Below are 15,363 nucleotides of genomic sequence, written 5' to 3'. Positions count from 1 at the left end.
AGGATATGACTAATCGCACTATTTCAGTGCAAAAAGCGGCAAATCCCCTCGTAGAACTAAGTCATGTCGAAAAGCATTATGGAAAACTTCATGTGCTTAAAGACATCAATCTGACCGTTAACAAAGGCGAAGTACTAGTTATTATCGGTCCATCTGGTTCTGGTAAATCGACAATGTGTCGCACAATTAACCGTCTCGAAACTATTGATTCAGGTGACATACGTATTGACGGTGAGCCACTTCCTCAAGAAGGAAAAGAACTTGCAGCTTTGCGAGCAGAAGTTGGTATGGTATTCCAGTCCTTTAATCTTTTCGCTAACAAGACTATTTTGGAAAATGTTACTCTTGCCCCAATGAAAGTGCGCCATATGGATCAGCAAAGTGCTGAATCTCTTGCTATGGAATTGCTCACTCGAGTCGGAGTTGATAATCAAGCAAACAAAATGCCTTCACAACTTTCCGGCGGCCAGCAGCAGCGTGTTGCAATTGCTCGAGCTCTTGCTATGCAGCCAAAAGTTATGCTTTTTGACGAGCCTACATCTGCACTAGATCCGGAAATGGTCAATGAAGTTCTTGATGTCATGGTTGAGCTTGCAAAAGAAGGCATGACTATGATTTGTGTTACCCACGAAATGGGATTTGCACGCAAGGCAGCTGACAGAATTGTATTTATGGCAGATGGTCAAATTCTTGAACAAGGCACTCCTGAAGAATTCTTTGAACATCCAAAAACTGATCGTGCAAAAGATTTCCTTTCCAAGATTCTTACGCATTAATCTGCTTTTTTGTTTTATCTTTCAGTAAAAATTCTGAAACTTTAAAACAGTTCTTACGAAGGGAAAAGATATGAAAATATTACAAAATCGCATTTTTCGTGCGATACTAGCGATGCTTTGTACCGTATGCTGCGTTATGCCGCTTACAGCTTGCGATCGTAGCGATGGTAAAAAAGTCATACGCATTGGTATTAAATTCGATCAGCCTGGTATGGGTTTCAAAAAATCAGGAACTTACGTTGGATTTGACGTTGATGTTGCTAAGTACGTTGCCAAAAAGCTCGGCTATTCAGAAGATCAAATCGTATGGAAAGAATCACCATCTAAACAGCGTGAAACAATGCTTCAAAACGGTGATGTAGATATGATTGTTGCAACATATTCCATTACTGACGCTCGCAAGAAAATGGTTTCGTTTGCAGGACCTTACTTTATTGCCGGTCAGGATTTGCTAATTCGAAAAGATGAGCATAAAGTAAGCGGTCCAAATGATTTGGACGGAAAGCGTTTATGCTCAGTTTCAGGCTCAACATCTGCAATTGCTATTAAGGAGCGTTACTCTTCAAAGGTACAGCTTATGCAACAGCCTGGTTATGCAGAATGTGCAACTGCATTATTCTCAGGAATTGTAGATGCTGTAACTACCGACGACATTATTCTTGCTGGTTTAGCAACCGCTTCTCGAGGTCGTTTAAAGCTTGTAGGCAAGCCATTTACCGCAGAATATTACGGAATTGGTATTAAAAAAGGAAATACAGGCTTAGCTAAGAAAATTAATGCAGCCTTAAAAGACATGATTCGTAACGGATCATGGAAAAGAGCTCTAGACGACAATTTACGAGGCACTGGCTTTAAGCCGAACGCAAAGTATAATCCGCCAATTCCTCAAGAAGGAGAGAAGTAATATGCAAGATTTTATGCAGCTATTTACCTCCTACAATATTCCAGGAGCATTCTTGGTTAATATTGAAATAACTTTATGGAGTGTACTTTTTTCATCAATTATTGGCGTAATTCTTGTTACTATGCGCATTTGCCCTGTTTCATCATTACGCATGATTGCTACAGTTTATGTTGAATTGTTTAAAAACATGCCACTTACCATCATTATGGTTTTCATGGTTTTAGGCGTTTACGCTCAGCTTAAGATAGGATTCTCCTCAATTTTTGAAGTGAATTTCTTCTGGCTGGCAGTTGCCGGATTGTCGCTTTATACTGCAGCATTTGTTTGCGAATCATTGAGATCTGGTCTTAATACCGTGCCTGTTGGTCAAGCAGAAGCTTGCCGCGCCCTTGGATTAAATTTCTTCCAATCTGCAACACAAGTAATTCTTCCACAAACTTTCTGCGGTTCAGTAGCACCATTAGGTAATACATTTATTGCTTTGCTTAAGAATTCTACAGTTGCTGCTGCAGCATCAGTTGCCACTGAGACTTCAACAATGATGAGCGAAATGATTGAGAAACATGCAGATTTGATTGTTCCAATCTTCTTAATTTTCGCTTGCGGATACATTATGCTCATCATTCCTATCGGCATTTTGACTACTTATTTGTCAAATAAACTTGCTGTGAGAAGGTGATAACAATGGCTAAACAACGTGAACAATCATTATTATTCGATGCTCCAGGTCCAAAAGCTCTTAAGAAAATTCGCATAGCTAATATTATTGCCGGTTGCATTTTTGTTATTTGCATTATTGCTATTCTCGTTCGTTTGAGCAATCCTCCAGAGGGAGAAAACCAACTTTCTTGGACGCTTTGGAATCCTGCACTCGAATCTGAAGCCTGGGTTGATTTTTATCTTCCTGGATTATGGATGACACTAAAAGCATCGTTACTTGCAGTAGTTGGTTCTATTGTATTTGGCTTATTCTTCGGACTTTGCCGTTTACTACCTAATTTTATTATTCGTAGTATTTCCGCAATAGTAGTAGAATTTTGCCGCGCAGTACCAGTATTGATGCTTATGATTTTCTTGTGGAGAGCATTCGCACTTTCTGGTATGAAAGAATCATCATACTGGGCTGTTGTTTTGGCACTGATTATGTATAACGGTTCTGTTGTTGCAGAACTTGTTAGATCAGGTGTTGGCAACTTGCCAAACGGTCAAAGAGAAGCTTCACTTGCATTAGGATTGAGCGAGTACCAATCATTGACACAAATTGAAATGCCTCAGGCAATTATTGCTATGATGCCTGCAGCAGTAACTCAGCTTGTAGTTGTTTTGAAGGATACTGCACTTGGTTCAATTATTATGTACACTGATTTGCTTCAGGAATCGCGCAGACTCGGATCAATGTACTTTAATATTTTGCAAACATTAAGCGTTGCAGCAGTAATATATTTCCTTATTTGCTTGGCATTGTCTTGGTTTGCACAATGGTTGCCATCGCACTTGAAGAATCGAACTGCCGCTCCAACAGAACCAGAGCCTGTTGCTCCAATTGCTATTATGGATCCTTCTAATGTGAACCAAATGGCAGTTGCTAGCGAAGTTAAAGAGCTTCCTTATGGCGGTACTCCACGTAAGTATCACGTACATCATCGCGGTACGAACGCTTCTATTCACCATTGGCGCCACACTCGTTACTTGCAAGGCTACGACGAGCATCATCTAAAAACTGGCGATGAACCGGAAGAAAATGATGACAACAATGCAGAAAATAACTAAATTTCATATTTAGTGGTGTTTAGTAGCAAATTTTCTCATAAGCGCAGTCGGTATTTATTATTGGCTGCGCTTATTATTTTCTATCTTGCAATTTCTAACTTTGGTAGAATCATAATAGTATTTCAAAATAACCGTTAAAAGCAATATTTGCGCAGCAACGCACAAATCGCTAAACTATTAAGGTCACATGCATACGAGGAGGCTTTTACATGGATGACGCGTTTGAGTTGTCCGCTGCAAAGATGCGCGAACAAGGCATGAGCGAAATTGCTATTGAACAATTTAAACACTTATATAATGCTTGGAATTTAGATAAATCAGGGGATAAGTCTGCGGAGTTTATTCGCGAGAGCACGGTTGAACCTATTAAAAGCGTTCCAACTTTCCACGAAATTTACGAAACTATTGATCACGACAAAGCTGTTAACGCATTCGCAAAAACTGCTTTTATTAAATTAAATGGCGGTTTGGGAACATCTATGGGCTTGTCTTGCGCAAAATCTTTACTACCAGTTCGTAGGCATAAAGCTCGCCAAATGCGCTTTATTGATATTATTATTGGACAAGTTCTTACAGCTCGTCAGCGATTAGGAGTTAATCTTCCGCTTATTTTCATGAATTCTTTCCGCACGTCTCATGATACTTTGCAAGTACTAAAACGCAATCGCAAGTTTGTGCAAGACAATATTCCTGTAGAAATTATTCAACATCAAGAACCAAAATTAGTAGAGGAAACTGGAGAACCGGTTTCTCACAAGGAAGATCGATCTCTTGAATGGTGTCCTCCAGGTCACGGCGATATTTTTTCAACTCTGTGGGAATCTGATTTATTGCATACTCTTAAAGAAAATGGAATTGAGTATTTGTTTATTTCAAATTCTGACAATTTAGGTGCTAGACCGTCGCGCACTCTTGCTCAACATTTTGAAAATACTGGCGCACCTATCATGATTGAGGTTGCGAAGCGAACTCAAGCAGATCGTAAGGGCGGTCACATTGTTAGGGACGCGAAAACAGGAAGACTAATGCTACGAGAAATGACACAGGTTCATCCTGAGGATCGTAGAAGCGCACAAAGCATTAAAAAACATCCATACTTCAACACAAATAATATTTGGGTTCGTGTAGATGCTCTAGAAAAAAAGTTAAAAGAGCACAAAGGGATTTTGCCTTTGCCTGTTATTTTTAATCACAAAACTGTTGACCCAACTGACGAAAGCAGCACTCCGGTAGTGCAATTGGAAACAGCAATGGGAGCAATAGCTTCACTTTTCGATGACGCAATTTGCGTAGAAGTTGATCGCATGCGTTTCTTGCCTGTTAAAACAACCAATGACTTATTTATTATGCGATCAGATAGATTCCATCTTACTGATTCATATGAAATGGAAGATGGTAACTATATATTTCCTGATATTGATTTGGATCCACGTTATTACAAAAACATCAATGATTTCAACGAAAGATTCCCATATTCTGTTCCAGCTTTAGCTGCTGCAAAATCAGTAACTATTAGGGGAGATTGGACATTTGGAAACCAAGTTTCAATGTTTGCTGACGCTGTTTTAGAAGATACAGGAGAACCAAGTTATGTGCCAAATGGAGAATTCGTGGGACCGCAAGGAATTGAACCAGACTCTTGGGTTTAAAGCAGATTTCTTGCAAATATGCGATTTTTATTGATAGTAAATAAAATTATCTATAAAAAAATTATATGGCGTGTCGCGAAAAAATGGCGTATTTTCAACGTTGTTGATGTTCGTGTGAATAAAAAATATATAATTATTAGAAGTTTTTTAAAAAAATGTCCACACGTACCGCAAAACACCATTAAAATAGAAAAGGTGTGCGCAATATTGCAACACAAGTTTTGCTGCATTTCGTAGTCGCTTGTATGCAAGGCACATAAGTAAATTGATACAAACATGATACGTGAGGACTAATGGTAGAAGGAAGCAACGGAAGGCGACGTTTTTCCGACAAATGGGGCAAACACGAGTTAGATGTACTCGCTGTATTGTCTTCCGCATTCCCGCAATGGCTGACTTCGCGTCAAATTGCACAGCGCGTAAAGGCATATGCAGATTCATACGGTGAGCTTGCAGATCAAGCAGCTAAAGCAGCATTCGCAAAACAGTTCCAGCGAGATCGCGCAAAGCTTGCTGCTATGGGTATTGCAATAGAGTCTAGGCAGCCAGAATATTCTTCGAAGTCCGAAGGTCAAGACTTTGCGTCTTATCGTTTGCAATTAGGCGATGAGCCTCGCGTACGTTTACGTTTCGACCAATCTGAATTACCAGTTTTAGCTGCAGCAAATTATCTTGCTCGTTCAATGTCTATTTCTTCTCTTGATTCAGGTCAACACGAGCAACAGCGCACTTCTCGCACTGCTCCTAGAGTTCCACAAACTCCTATTCCTGGCTTAGGATTAGATTCAATCGCACCTGGTCTTGGAACACAAATGCTACCTGATTCATTGGTAAAAGTTATTGATTCTCGCAGATTTGCCGCAACTGTGGATGTCGATGGTGAACATTTAAACGTTGCTTATACTGATGCTGACGATTTAGCGATGTTTGTACTAGAACATCCTGGATCTAGCGTAGTAAGCCCTCAAGAAGCAGTTGATGCTTTCCATCGCCGTTTGCACGCAGCAGTTAATTTTGCTCAATATGACGAAAATGAGCAAAAAGATGAAGAAGGTGCTATACAAGAAGCGCAAAATATTGAAGAACAAAATAGCAACACTGATAAATCGCATACCAAAAAAGGCTCTTCATTCCAAACTGGAAGTGAAGTAGATCGTAGGCTTCGATTGATGCTTTTCTTGTCTGCTCATCTTGGAGAGGAATTCCCATTAGACGAGCTTGCTGAGCGTTTTATTGGTAGACCAAAAAGCGATGATGAACTTCGTCGATTTGTTACAATTCTTCACAAGGATATAAATACTCTTACTACTGTTTCTGACGATGGGGAAATGGCCGGAAGCCAATTCTTTGATATAGATTGGACTCTTCTTGAGAACGAGGGAATTGTTTCTGCTACTAACTCTTTAGGATTGGAAAGACTTGCTGGAATTTCACAGCAATATTTGAGCATGCTTACTGCGTCTGCTAATTATTTGGCGCATTCCTTGCTTTTGCCTATTGAACAGCGCACACAAGCTGAATCCTTGTATAAGCGTCTTCGCCGTCATGTTCTTCCTGGTCAAACTCCATGGCTGAGTTTAACAGGTTACGAAATTGAGCCTCGAAATTGTTCTATTGTTCGCAGTGCTATTAACTCTGGATCTTTACTAGATATGGAATACACTGACGGGGCAGGACGTATTCGTCGCAAGATTGTTGCACCGTCGAAGATTTACGTTGATGAAGGCGTTTACTATGTTGCAGTATGGACTGATGTAGAGCAGCAAACACCAGAAGATAAACGTGAATTTGTTGCTAAAGATACGACAATTAATAAAGCGAATGGATTGCCTCGCATTTGGCAAGTTCTTCGCGTAGCACGTATTGAACGTGCAGAAGTTGTAGAGCCTGTATCTCAAGTTAAAATTCCAGATGTGCCAGTTAGTGAACTTCGCAAGTGGAGCTTTGATAACGGAACTGAAACTTGCTTCATTACCGATGAAACAGAATTGAACTTTTTGAAGAATCTTTCTGGAGCCACTATGGAAACTTGTGGCAGCGGAGTAAAAGTCCATCTTACTGTTTCTTCTGATTCATGGTTCGTTGCTTTTTGCATTGCTCACGCACGTCATATTACAGCTGTTGCTCCTGAAACATTGCGCAGTATGATTATTGCTCGCGCTCAACGTGAATTAAGCGTTAATCACGCTGATAATGCGAATACAGAGGAATAACAATGCCTTGGTGGATTTGGCTACTCATAACAGTTTTTATGCTGATAATGGTAGCGCTAGGAGTTGTTATTGTCATTTTAAGCGCAATAAAAATAGCTAAGGTCTGTTTTGGTATTTCCGAAGACGTTTCTTCTAGATTTGAACGTTTGCATGAACCAAATAAAGAAGATAATGAAAATCCTCGAGATCCATTATTTACACTTCCTATTAAAGATGCAACGAATCGATATGAGCGAACGCACACAAAAGTTATTGAGCGTCATCAAAAAATTCGCGAAAATCACCGTAAAATATGGCAGCATTGGGATAAAAAATCTCTTCGCGAAGAAGACATTCAGCTATAGCATATAAGAAAGCGACTAATACTTTTTATGTCTCATTTATCACAGAAAAAAGACTGCAAAAATAAATCAGGCAATCCAACTGACTGCAATGAGAATGATGTAGTATTATCTCCTTCACAACGTTTCGCAGCTTTTAAAAATATAATGAAGCACGAGCACTCGATGGCATCTAAATTTGAGCGTTCTTTGTCTTTTGAACTTGATGATTTTCAACTTGAAGCTATTGATGCACTAGAAAATGGCAATAATGTTTTAGTTGCTGCTCCTACTGGAGCTGGTAAAACTGTTGTTGCGGATTTTGCTGTATTTCTTGCGCAAAATCGCAATGTAAAAGCTTTTTACACAACACCTATTAAAGCTTTAAGTAATCAAAAATATCACGATTTCTGCGAACTGTACGGCTCAGACAGAGTAGGGTTATTAACTGGCGATACTTCTGTAAATCCTGAAGCAGACATTGTTGTAATGACTACTGAAGTTTTAAGAAATATGCTTTACGAGCATTCGATTACGTTGCAATCTTTAGGTTTTGTCGTTCTTGACGAAATTCATTATCTTGCAGATAAATTCCGCGGAGCTGTGTGGGAGGAAGTTATTATTCACCTTCCGAAATCGGTGAAAATTATTGGGTTGTCTGCAACTGTTTCAAATGTTGAAGATTTTTCTGCATGGCTAGAATCAGTGCGTGGAGAAACTCATTTGGTTGTCGACGAACACAGACCTGTGCCTTTAGAAAGACATGTTGTTATTCAAGAGGATTCTGCAACTGAGCCTGAGTTACTCGATTTATACGACCATGACAATAATGGAAACGTAACTAAGCGCGTTAACCCTGCATTGACTAGGAAACTTAATGAATTCGAGTACCGAGCTCGTCGCCGTAAAGAATCTTACAGCGATAGCAAATACCGTTACAGAAAAGGTAAGAAACACAGAGTTAACGGGGGAGTTGCACAGTTAGATAAATGCGCGAAACGACATACTCCTCGCCGCTGGGCTGTTATTGACGAATTAGATTACCTAGGAATGCTGCCAGGAATTTATTTTATCTTCTCTCGTTCCGGATGCGATCAAGCTGTTCAACAATGTTTAAACGCAGGATTAATACTTACCTCTGATGAAGAAATGTACGAAATACGTAAAATTGTCGACAGTATGGTTGCAAATCAACTTTCTAAAGAAGATTTACACGCTTTAAGCTTTGAACGTTTTCGTTTTGCTCTCGAACAAGGATTTGCAGCACATCATGCCGGTATGATTGCATTATTCCGTCACATTGTTGAAACACTATTTGAACGCGGACTTATTAAAGTTGTTTTTGCAACAGAAACACTTGCTTTAGGCTTAAATATGCCAGCTCGAAGCGTTGTTGTAGAAAAGCTAGTAAAATTTGACGGCACTGGGCATGTACCTCTTACGCCTGGAGAATTTACGCAACTTACAGGTCGTGCTGGAAGACGTGGAATTGACGATATTGGTTACGCAATTCTTGTAGATCATGCTGATTTCGTCCCTCAACAAGCTGCAGCACTTTCTAGTAAACGCGTATACCCGCTACATTCCAGCTTCGTTCCTACGTTTAATATGGCAGTTAATTTGCTGAACTCAAGCGATGCAGACACTGCTAGAACAACACTAGATTGTTCTTTTGCTCAATGGGAAGCTAATGCTTCTGCTGAACGTTTACATAATCGCATGAACGAACTTGAAACAGCTCTTAAAGGCTATGAAGAAGCATTCCACTGCGAACATGGAGATTTTGCTGAATTCTTACAATTACGCATGAAGCTTAAAGAAGCTCAACACGATCAACGCCGTAAACTTAAACATACTTTATTCCGCACAGATGCAGAACGCACAGCAGCGTTTAAAGCGTTGGATGATGTTATTGCAAATCTTAGAGAAGCTGAGCGAACGCATCCGTGTGCAGGTTGTGCAGATATTCAACAACATTTGCGTTGGGGCTACCATTGGATTAGAGAACATAAGGAACTTGATCAAGTACGTGAACGCTACGAATCTCGTACTGGTTCTGTTGCTAGAACTTTTGACCATATTTGTGACGTATTGTACAGTTTGGATTATTTACAATCTGAAGATTCTTCACAAAACCAAATTTTGCACCTTACTGAGCGCGGTCAATTGTTAAGAAGGTTGTATAACGAACTAGACATTGTATTTGCTGAAGCTATTTGCGAGGGAATTTTTAATGATCTTTCGCCGCTTGAATTATTATCGTGCTTGTCTGCATTAGTTTATGAATCTAGAGGACCTGCAGGGGGAGAACCTAGACGATATCCAGGCGGCAAGGATGGCGCGATATTTAATACAGTATTGCGAATGAAAGAATTATTTATGCGTACTAGCGCATTATGCGCAGACGCTCATTTGCCAGCGTTAAGACCGCTTGAATTTGGTGCTGTAGATATTATGTACGATTGGGCTAATGGTGCTGATCTAGCTGAAATTTTGCGCAATACCGACAGCACTGGAGGAGATTTCGTGCGTCAAACTAAACGTCTTATTGATTTACTTACTCAACTTTTTGCAACAGGAGAATATTTACAAGCTATAGATGGCGTAGATAAAAATCTTGCTTCATGCGCTTATGAAGCTGCAAAACTATTAAACCGTGGAGTTGTAGCATACTCAGATGTATAAGTATGAGCGTATACAAATAAAACGCATGTATTTTGTATATATAAATCGTTTTTATATATATAGTCCGTGCAATTCGGTAATTTTATAAAGTACTACACAAGGAGATACTATGGCAGAACGCAGTTTACGCGGTATGAGCATTGGTGCGAAATCATTGGAATCTGACGATAATGTAGATTTCGCTGCACGAAATGATGTTGTGTATGTGTGCCCAAAGGGGCATCGCACGATTCTTCCTTTTGCTCAAGGCGCAGAAATTCCTGAAGAGTGGGAATGCCGCTGCGGCACGATTGCACATCGCGAAGGCGACGATGATCGCCCAGATGATGATTTCAACAAGCCGTCTAGGACGCATTGGGATATGCTGCTTGAACGTCGTAGTGAAGAAGAATTAAAAACTTTACTAGACAAGCGTCTAAAAATGCATCATGAGGGCTGGATTCCTGACTATGAGTGAATTCTCAGTGCCTTCAGGATGTACTAGTCGTCACATTATTCTGCTTGATCTTGATGGCACATTAACAAAGTCAGATGCTGGTATTATTACTTGCGCAAAGCTTGCATTGAAAGAGTTGAAACAGCCTATTCCGGACGATGCTGAAATGCACCGTTTTATAGGTCCTTCAATTTTAGAATCTCTTCAACGCAATAATGTGCCTGAATCGCTGCTAGCAAAGGGACTTGCTACGTATCGCAAGTATTATTCTGAAGTAGCAACTTTTGATGATCCTAATAATCCTGGTAAAAAAATTTCAGGATGCCTACTCAACAAAGTATACGATGGAATACTTGAGCAACTCACAAAACTTCGTGAAGCTGGATATTATTTAGCAACCGCATCTTGCAAGCCAGAATATCAAGTAAAGCCTATTTGCGATTATTTTGGTTTAACGAAGTATCTTGACGGAATTTATGGCGCGAGTAAAGATATGTCGCGTATTAGCAAAACTCAAGTTATTCGTTATGTTTTTGATGAGATTGATTACAATCCAGAAAAAGGCGACAGAGCTTTGATGGTTGGCGACCGTTGGACTGATGCTGATGGAGCAAAAGATTGCGGCTTGGATTGCTTGGGATGCGCTTGGGGCTATGCTGAGCCTGGCGAGCTTGAAGCACACGGATCTTACAGAATTATTGATAGCGTAAGCGAATTAAGCACTGCAATTTGCGAATATTTCGCTTAATCTAATCAGAATTTTTGTCGTAACAGCTTTTTCTTTACAACGCTGCACAGTTTCTGTCGATTGAGCTTATTATTTGACTATAAAATTTGCTTGATATTTATCCGATAATGTACGTTATGTCAAATTAGAGATAATGATCAAACGCAACCAACAAAGTCTCACACTACTATCAAATAATATCCCTACGATACTTCTTGCTAAATAATCTAAGACTTGCAACTTCGGTACGCACAAAATAGCATTGCAAAAATATTAGCAAAAATAAGCGCGATAATAATCGCATATGACGCAATCAGCGTTGATCTCATTAATAACCAATAATCATCACAAACAAATCCAAAATCGCGAACAATATGCAAAAGCATGTATGCAAGCATTGCGCAAGGAAGCCCACAACAATGCGTAATAACAATACTCCAAGGCATTAAACCAATAGAACTTCTCTTATTACTATTGCTAATACTATTTGATTTCAAATAAGCATTTTTTCGAAATTTTACTAAAAAACGCACGCAAGCAAATAAACTATATAAAAACAATGATACTGAAGCAAACCAGCAAATAACAGCGATAATAACAACTACGAACATGCCATTATCCCCACGTTTCCTGAACAAGACTCCATGAGTTTGAAGATGTATGAGAAGTAGGTTTTGAATAAGATTTGTGAGTAGACTTACTACTTTTTTCTTCAACTTGCGTAGTATCAACAGAATTTTCAGAAGATAAGTCCTCTTCCACTCTAGAAACAATGCGACCAACAGCAATAGCAAATACTGCTAAACCAGAAGCAAGCATACGACGCATATTATCTTGATTCTCATCGCACTCTTGAACAGATTGACCATCACAAATAATAGTCATATTTCTTAAGCGTTCTTCTGAGTATCGATTAAGAAAAATAATAGCCGTAGTAACATTAACTAAATTAACGCCAGCATCAAGCAGCCTTTTAGCTACAGCCATAATCGCAATATCTTTAAAAGAATACAAACGACGAGAACCAGAACCGCTAGATGCATGAATTGAAGGCTCTATAATGCTTTTACGAGCCCAATAATCGAGTTGCCGGTAAGTAATACCGGCAACCTTCATAGCGACACTACCACGGTATCCTGAAGCGTGATCAGCAGACAAGGAAAAGTTAAAAAGCTCCCCCTGTACTGCATTAATCACATTATCGGACTGTGACTGCGTCATGTGCGAAAAATACCAGTCTGAATTTGCCAATCATAATTTCATCGCCATTATGCAGCACTGATTCATCAACACGTTCACGATTTACATACGTACCGTTTAGGCTTCCAGAATCTGAAATGCTAAACACGCCATTATGGCGCTTAAACACTGCATGCGCACGCGAAACGGTAGAATCGTCTAACAAAATATCAGCATGCGAATCACGTCCAACTGTTACTAAATCTTCATCGAGAAGATAGCGAGAACCAGACACTGCTCCCCTAGTTGAAATCAACAACGCAGTACCAGGAAGTAATTTCGCTATAGTATCAAAATCATCCTGCTGCATAGGACGATCTGAAGTTGTATTCATTGGAATATGAATAGCTGGCATACCAATAATAGTGGTTTCGCCAGCTGTAGGAATCGGTTCAGTCATACTTGCTATTCTACCTTGTTACTCGACTGGTTTTGCATATTCGTACTGTTTTGGTTCGCGTGTCGAAGTAATTTCTACTTCATCAGGCACTGAAACCATTACAGAAGAACCAAATTTAATTTTTAAACGCGACCCAACACCGCCTGCAATATTAACAGCATTTTGCAAATTCTGAGGGTCACCAATTGCTTTCACAATATAAGGAGGATCAATTATAATATTGTCGCATATAAGACCATGTTTAGTTTGCGAAATATAGCTTGAAGTAACTATTCTTACATCGTTAATAGACATAACTTCTACGCCAGCATTTCGCAATTCCTCTATTAGCTGAAACATCGTAGCGGCATCAATATTCTCTTTTTCACCTGCAGTAATGTGAACTACAATACCTTTACCTACTGCCGGCAGACGTCCAGAAATAAGACCATTTGCTTGAGCATTCTGCTGAGCAATACGACGAGCTTCATCTTGTTTATCTACTGCTTCACGCAACGAATTAAGCTGACCTGTTAATTCACTTTTTCGGCTTTCCAAACTCTGAATTTGAGAATGAGTTTCTGTAATAAGACGAGTCAATTCTTCTTCGCTCATTGTTTCATACAAAAGTGAGTTGCTACGATTAACTTGAATCATGTACGCAAAACCTAATAAAGCGCAGAGCAACATCATTAAAAAGCCCGTAAATATACGCGCTCGAGTAACGTGACCGCTTAGTGAAGATTTTACTTTACGATGAACTGCTGGGAAAGATCCAGTTTGAGTTTCATCACTTTCACGATCATGCGATTTTTGACGACGCATTTTATGAAGAATATCATCATCTTGTGGAGAATGAGAAAACATTGAAACCATATGCTAACTCCTGAAGATGAAACGACGAATTGCAGAAACGTTAGAGAAAATACGAATTCCTAAAACAACGATAACTGCAGTTTGTAATTGCGCACCTACGCCAAGCTGATTTCCAAGCAAAACAAGCAACGTAGCTGCTATAACGTTTGAGAAGAATGAAATAACAAAAACTTTATCCGAAAAGTTTCTTTCAAAATATGCACGTGCAGCACCAAGCAACGCATCTAGTGCTGCAACGACCATAATAGGTAAATAAGGTTGAATGACAATAGGAATATCTGGATGAACAACAACTCCAATTAATACTCCCAAAATTAATCCAAAAATCGCTGCCATGCTTATCTCCTAATTCTCTCATTGGCAAAACTAATATCGCCTGTGTTTGCTGCATTGAGTCGTATAACTCTCGAAGGTGAAACCTGTGGATTAATGCCTGCATTAACTAAAGATGCATACCATTTCATGCGTTTCATATCATTACATTGTTTAATTAAATCATCAGAATCGCCAATAACTTCAATAACATATGGACTTTGAGTTTGATTAACTCCAATAAGAATAGTTTGACCAGCAACACGAATAGAAGTTTGTGCTCCAAGTCTATGCCCGTTAACAGAAATAGCTTCAGCGCCTGCTTCCCACAATAATGACACAAATTGTTGAATATCACGATCTGTAACTAATCGCATTCTTGCGCCATTACTTTCGCGAGGTAAAGAACCGCTATTCACATCGCTCGAAGCAGAAATAGGATTAGCAATAGTCAAAGTAATCCCAGAACCTTCTACAGCATGAGTGCCATTAACCATATCATCTGATTTACTAACTTCATCCTCTTCAGGCGTAGTAATTTTTTGCGACTCATGATCTACGTTATTTCTCAATGACGTTACTTCTTCTACAAGCTTATCGAAACGAGACGTATAGCCAGACAACTCATTAGCTAATGAAGAACGTATTGCTTTTCTAGGATCAGTGTGCAATTTGCGAACAAACTGGCTCCCAACAGTACCAATAGAAACACACAATAAAAATACTATAGCTCTAGTGAACCACAGATTAAACGGTTTAACAGGTTGTTTACTTAACCTTGCATCCATAAACATTGGATCAACTGGACGATTAGTTAAATCATCAATAAGACGCAAAGCATAATCGTCAATATAACGTCTACGATCATGATTGTGAGCAAAACCACTGGAAGACATTACAACATGATGCGTTGAAATACCAGTAAATGAGTGCGAAAATAATGCCCTACGCCTAGTCAGCGACATCCCATCAGGAGCAGCAAAAGACATTGGCATAGTGCTTTTATGAGACGTATGTTTTACATCTAAATCTTTGATACTATCTTTTAAACTAACAAATTCATCTTGCTTAGTCATA

General features: G+C 39.4%; 15 protein-coding genes. 10 read left to right on the top strand and 5 right to left on the bottom strand.

Annotated features, from left to right (window positions below; all coding sequences use genetic code 11):
* Positions 1-5: 5 nt before the first annotated feature.
* From HXT59_RS04475 to HXT59_RS04430, 10 genes are all read left to right on the top strand, one after another.
* Positions 6-776, top strand: coding sequence for an amino acid ABC transporter ATP-binding protein (locus HXT59_RS04475; RefSeq protein WP_033888502.1), 771 nt, complete (start codon positions 6-8; stop codon positions 774-776).
* 70 nt (positions 777-846) lie between these two features.
* Entirely contained in the window at positions 847-1,680 is an 834-nt protein-coding gene (locus HXT59_RS04470) for a glutamate ABC transporter substrate-binding protein (RefSeq protein WP_033888434.1), read from the top strand.
* A 1-nt stretch (position 1,681) separates the two neighbouring features.
* A complete protein-coding gene (locus HXT59_RS04465) occupies positions 1,682-2,359 on the top strand; it encodes an ABC transporter permease subunit (protein ID WP_004108938.1) in 678 nt (225 codons plus the stop codon).
* Positions 2,360-2,364: 5 nt separating this feature from the next.
* Complete coding sequence (locus tag HXT59_RS04460; RefSeq protein WP_004108936.1) at positions 2,365-3,450, top strand: amino acid ABC transporter permease; 1,086 nt, start codon at positions 2,365-2,367, stop codon at positions 3,448-3,450.
* Between the two features lie 209 nt (positions 3,451-3,659).
* The gene (locus tag HXT59_RS04455; RefSeq protein ID WP_004108932.1) at positions 3,660-5,099 is read left to right on the top strand and encodes a UTP--glucose-1-phosphate uridylyltransferase; all 1,440 of its coding nucleotides are present in this window, start codon (positions 3,660-3,662) and stop codon (positions 5,097-5,099) included.
* A 293-nt stretch (positions 5,100-5,392) separates the two neighbouring features.
* A complete protein-coding gene (locus HXT59_RS04450; RefSeq protein ID WP_004108930.1) occupies positions 5,393-7,312 on the top strand; it encodes a helix-turn-helix transcriptional regulator in 1,920 nt (639 codons plus the stop codon).
* Positions 7,313-7,314: 2 nt separating this feature from the next.
* A complete protein-coding gene (locus HXT59_RS04445; RefSeq protein ID WP_064622067.1) occupies positions 7,315-7,656 on the top strand; it encodes a hypothetical protein in 342 nt (113 codons plus the stop codon).
* Between the two features lie 27 nt (positions 7,657-7,683).
* Positions 7,684-10,317: a DEAD/DEAH box helicase gene (locus tag HXT59_RS04440; protein WP_285089210.1), complete on the top strand. Its 2,634-nt coding sequence runs from the start codon at positions 7,684-7,686 to the stop codon at positions 10,315-10,317.
* A gap of 109 nt (positions 10,318-10,426) precedes the next feature.
* A complete protein-coding gene (locus HXT59_RS04435) occupies positions 10,427-10,774 on the top strand; it encodes an RNA polymerase-binding protein RbpA (RefSeq protein ID WP_004106625.1) in 348 nt (115 codons plus the stop codon).
* Positions 10,767-11,501, top strand: coding sequence for an HAD hydrolase-like protein (locus HXT59_RS04430; protein ID WP_116431669.1), 735 nt, complete (start codon positions 10,767-10,769; stop codon positions 11,499-11,501). Before HXT59_RS04435 ends, HXT59_RS04430 begins: the two co-directional genes overlap by 8 nt.
* Before the next feature lie 594 nt (positions 11,502-12,095).
* On the opposite strand, the gene HXT59_RS04425 is transcribed toward HXT59_RS04430, so the two are convergent.
* From HXT59_RS04425 to HXT59_RS04405, 5 genes are read right to left on the bottom strand one after another with little or no spacing between them, the layout of a single operon-like run.
* Entirely contained in the window at positions 12,096-12,701 is a 606-nt protein-coding gene (locus tag HXT59_RS04425) for a MerR family transcriptional regulator (protein WP_421784175.1), read from the bottom strand.
* Complete coding sequence (locus HXT59_RS04420; RefSeq protein WP_004108920.1) at positions 12,679-13,119, bottom strand: FHA domain-containing protein; 441 nt, start codon at positions 13,117-13,119, stop codon at positions 12,679-12,681. The genes HXT59_RS04425 and HXT59_RS04420 overlap by 23 nt, the downstream gene beginning before the upstream one ends.
* 18 nt (positions 13,120-13,137) lie before the next feature.
* Positions 13,138-13,974, bottom strand: coding sequence for a DUF881 domain-containing protein (locus HXT59_RS04415; RefSeq protein ID WP_004108919.1), 837 nt, complete (start codon positions 13,972-13,974; stop codon positions 13,138-13,140).
* 3 nt (positions 13,975-13,977) lie between these two features.
* Positions 13,978-14,310: a small basic family protein gene (locus HXT59_RS04410; RefSeq protein WP_004106615.1), complete on the bottom strand. Its 333-nt coding sequence runs from the start codon at positions 14,308-14,310 to the stop codon at positions 13,978-13,980.
* Between the two features lie 2 nt (positions 14,311-14,312).
* Positions 14,313-15,362 carry a DUF881 domain-containing protein gene (locus HXT59_RS04405; protein ID WP_421784173.1) on the bottom strand — a complete coding sequence of 350 codons (1,050 nt, stop codon included), beginning with the start codon at positions 15,360-15,362 and terminating at the stop codon, positions 14,313-14,315.
* Between the last annotated feature and the right edge of the window lies 1 nt (position 15,363).

Source organism: Gardnerella sp. KA01001 (assembly GCF_049244025.1).
In the GTDB taxonomy this organism is placed as follows: Bacteria; Actinomycetota; Actinomycetes; order Actinomycetales; family Bifidobacteriaceae; genus Bifidobacterium; species Bifidobacterium swidsinskii.
The sequence above is the reverse complement of the archived record's forward strand: the minus strand, read 5'-3'. Positions and strand labels throughout refer to the sequence as shown.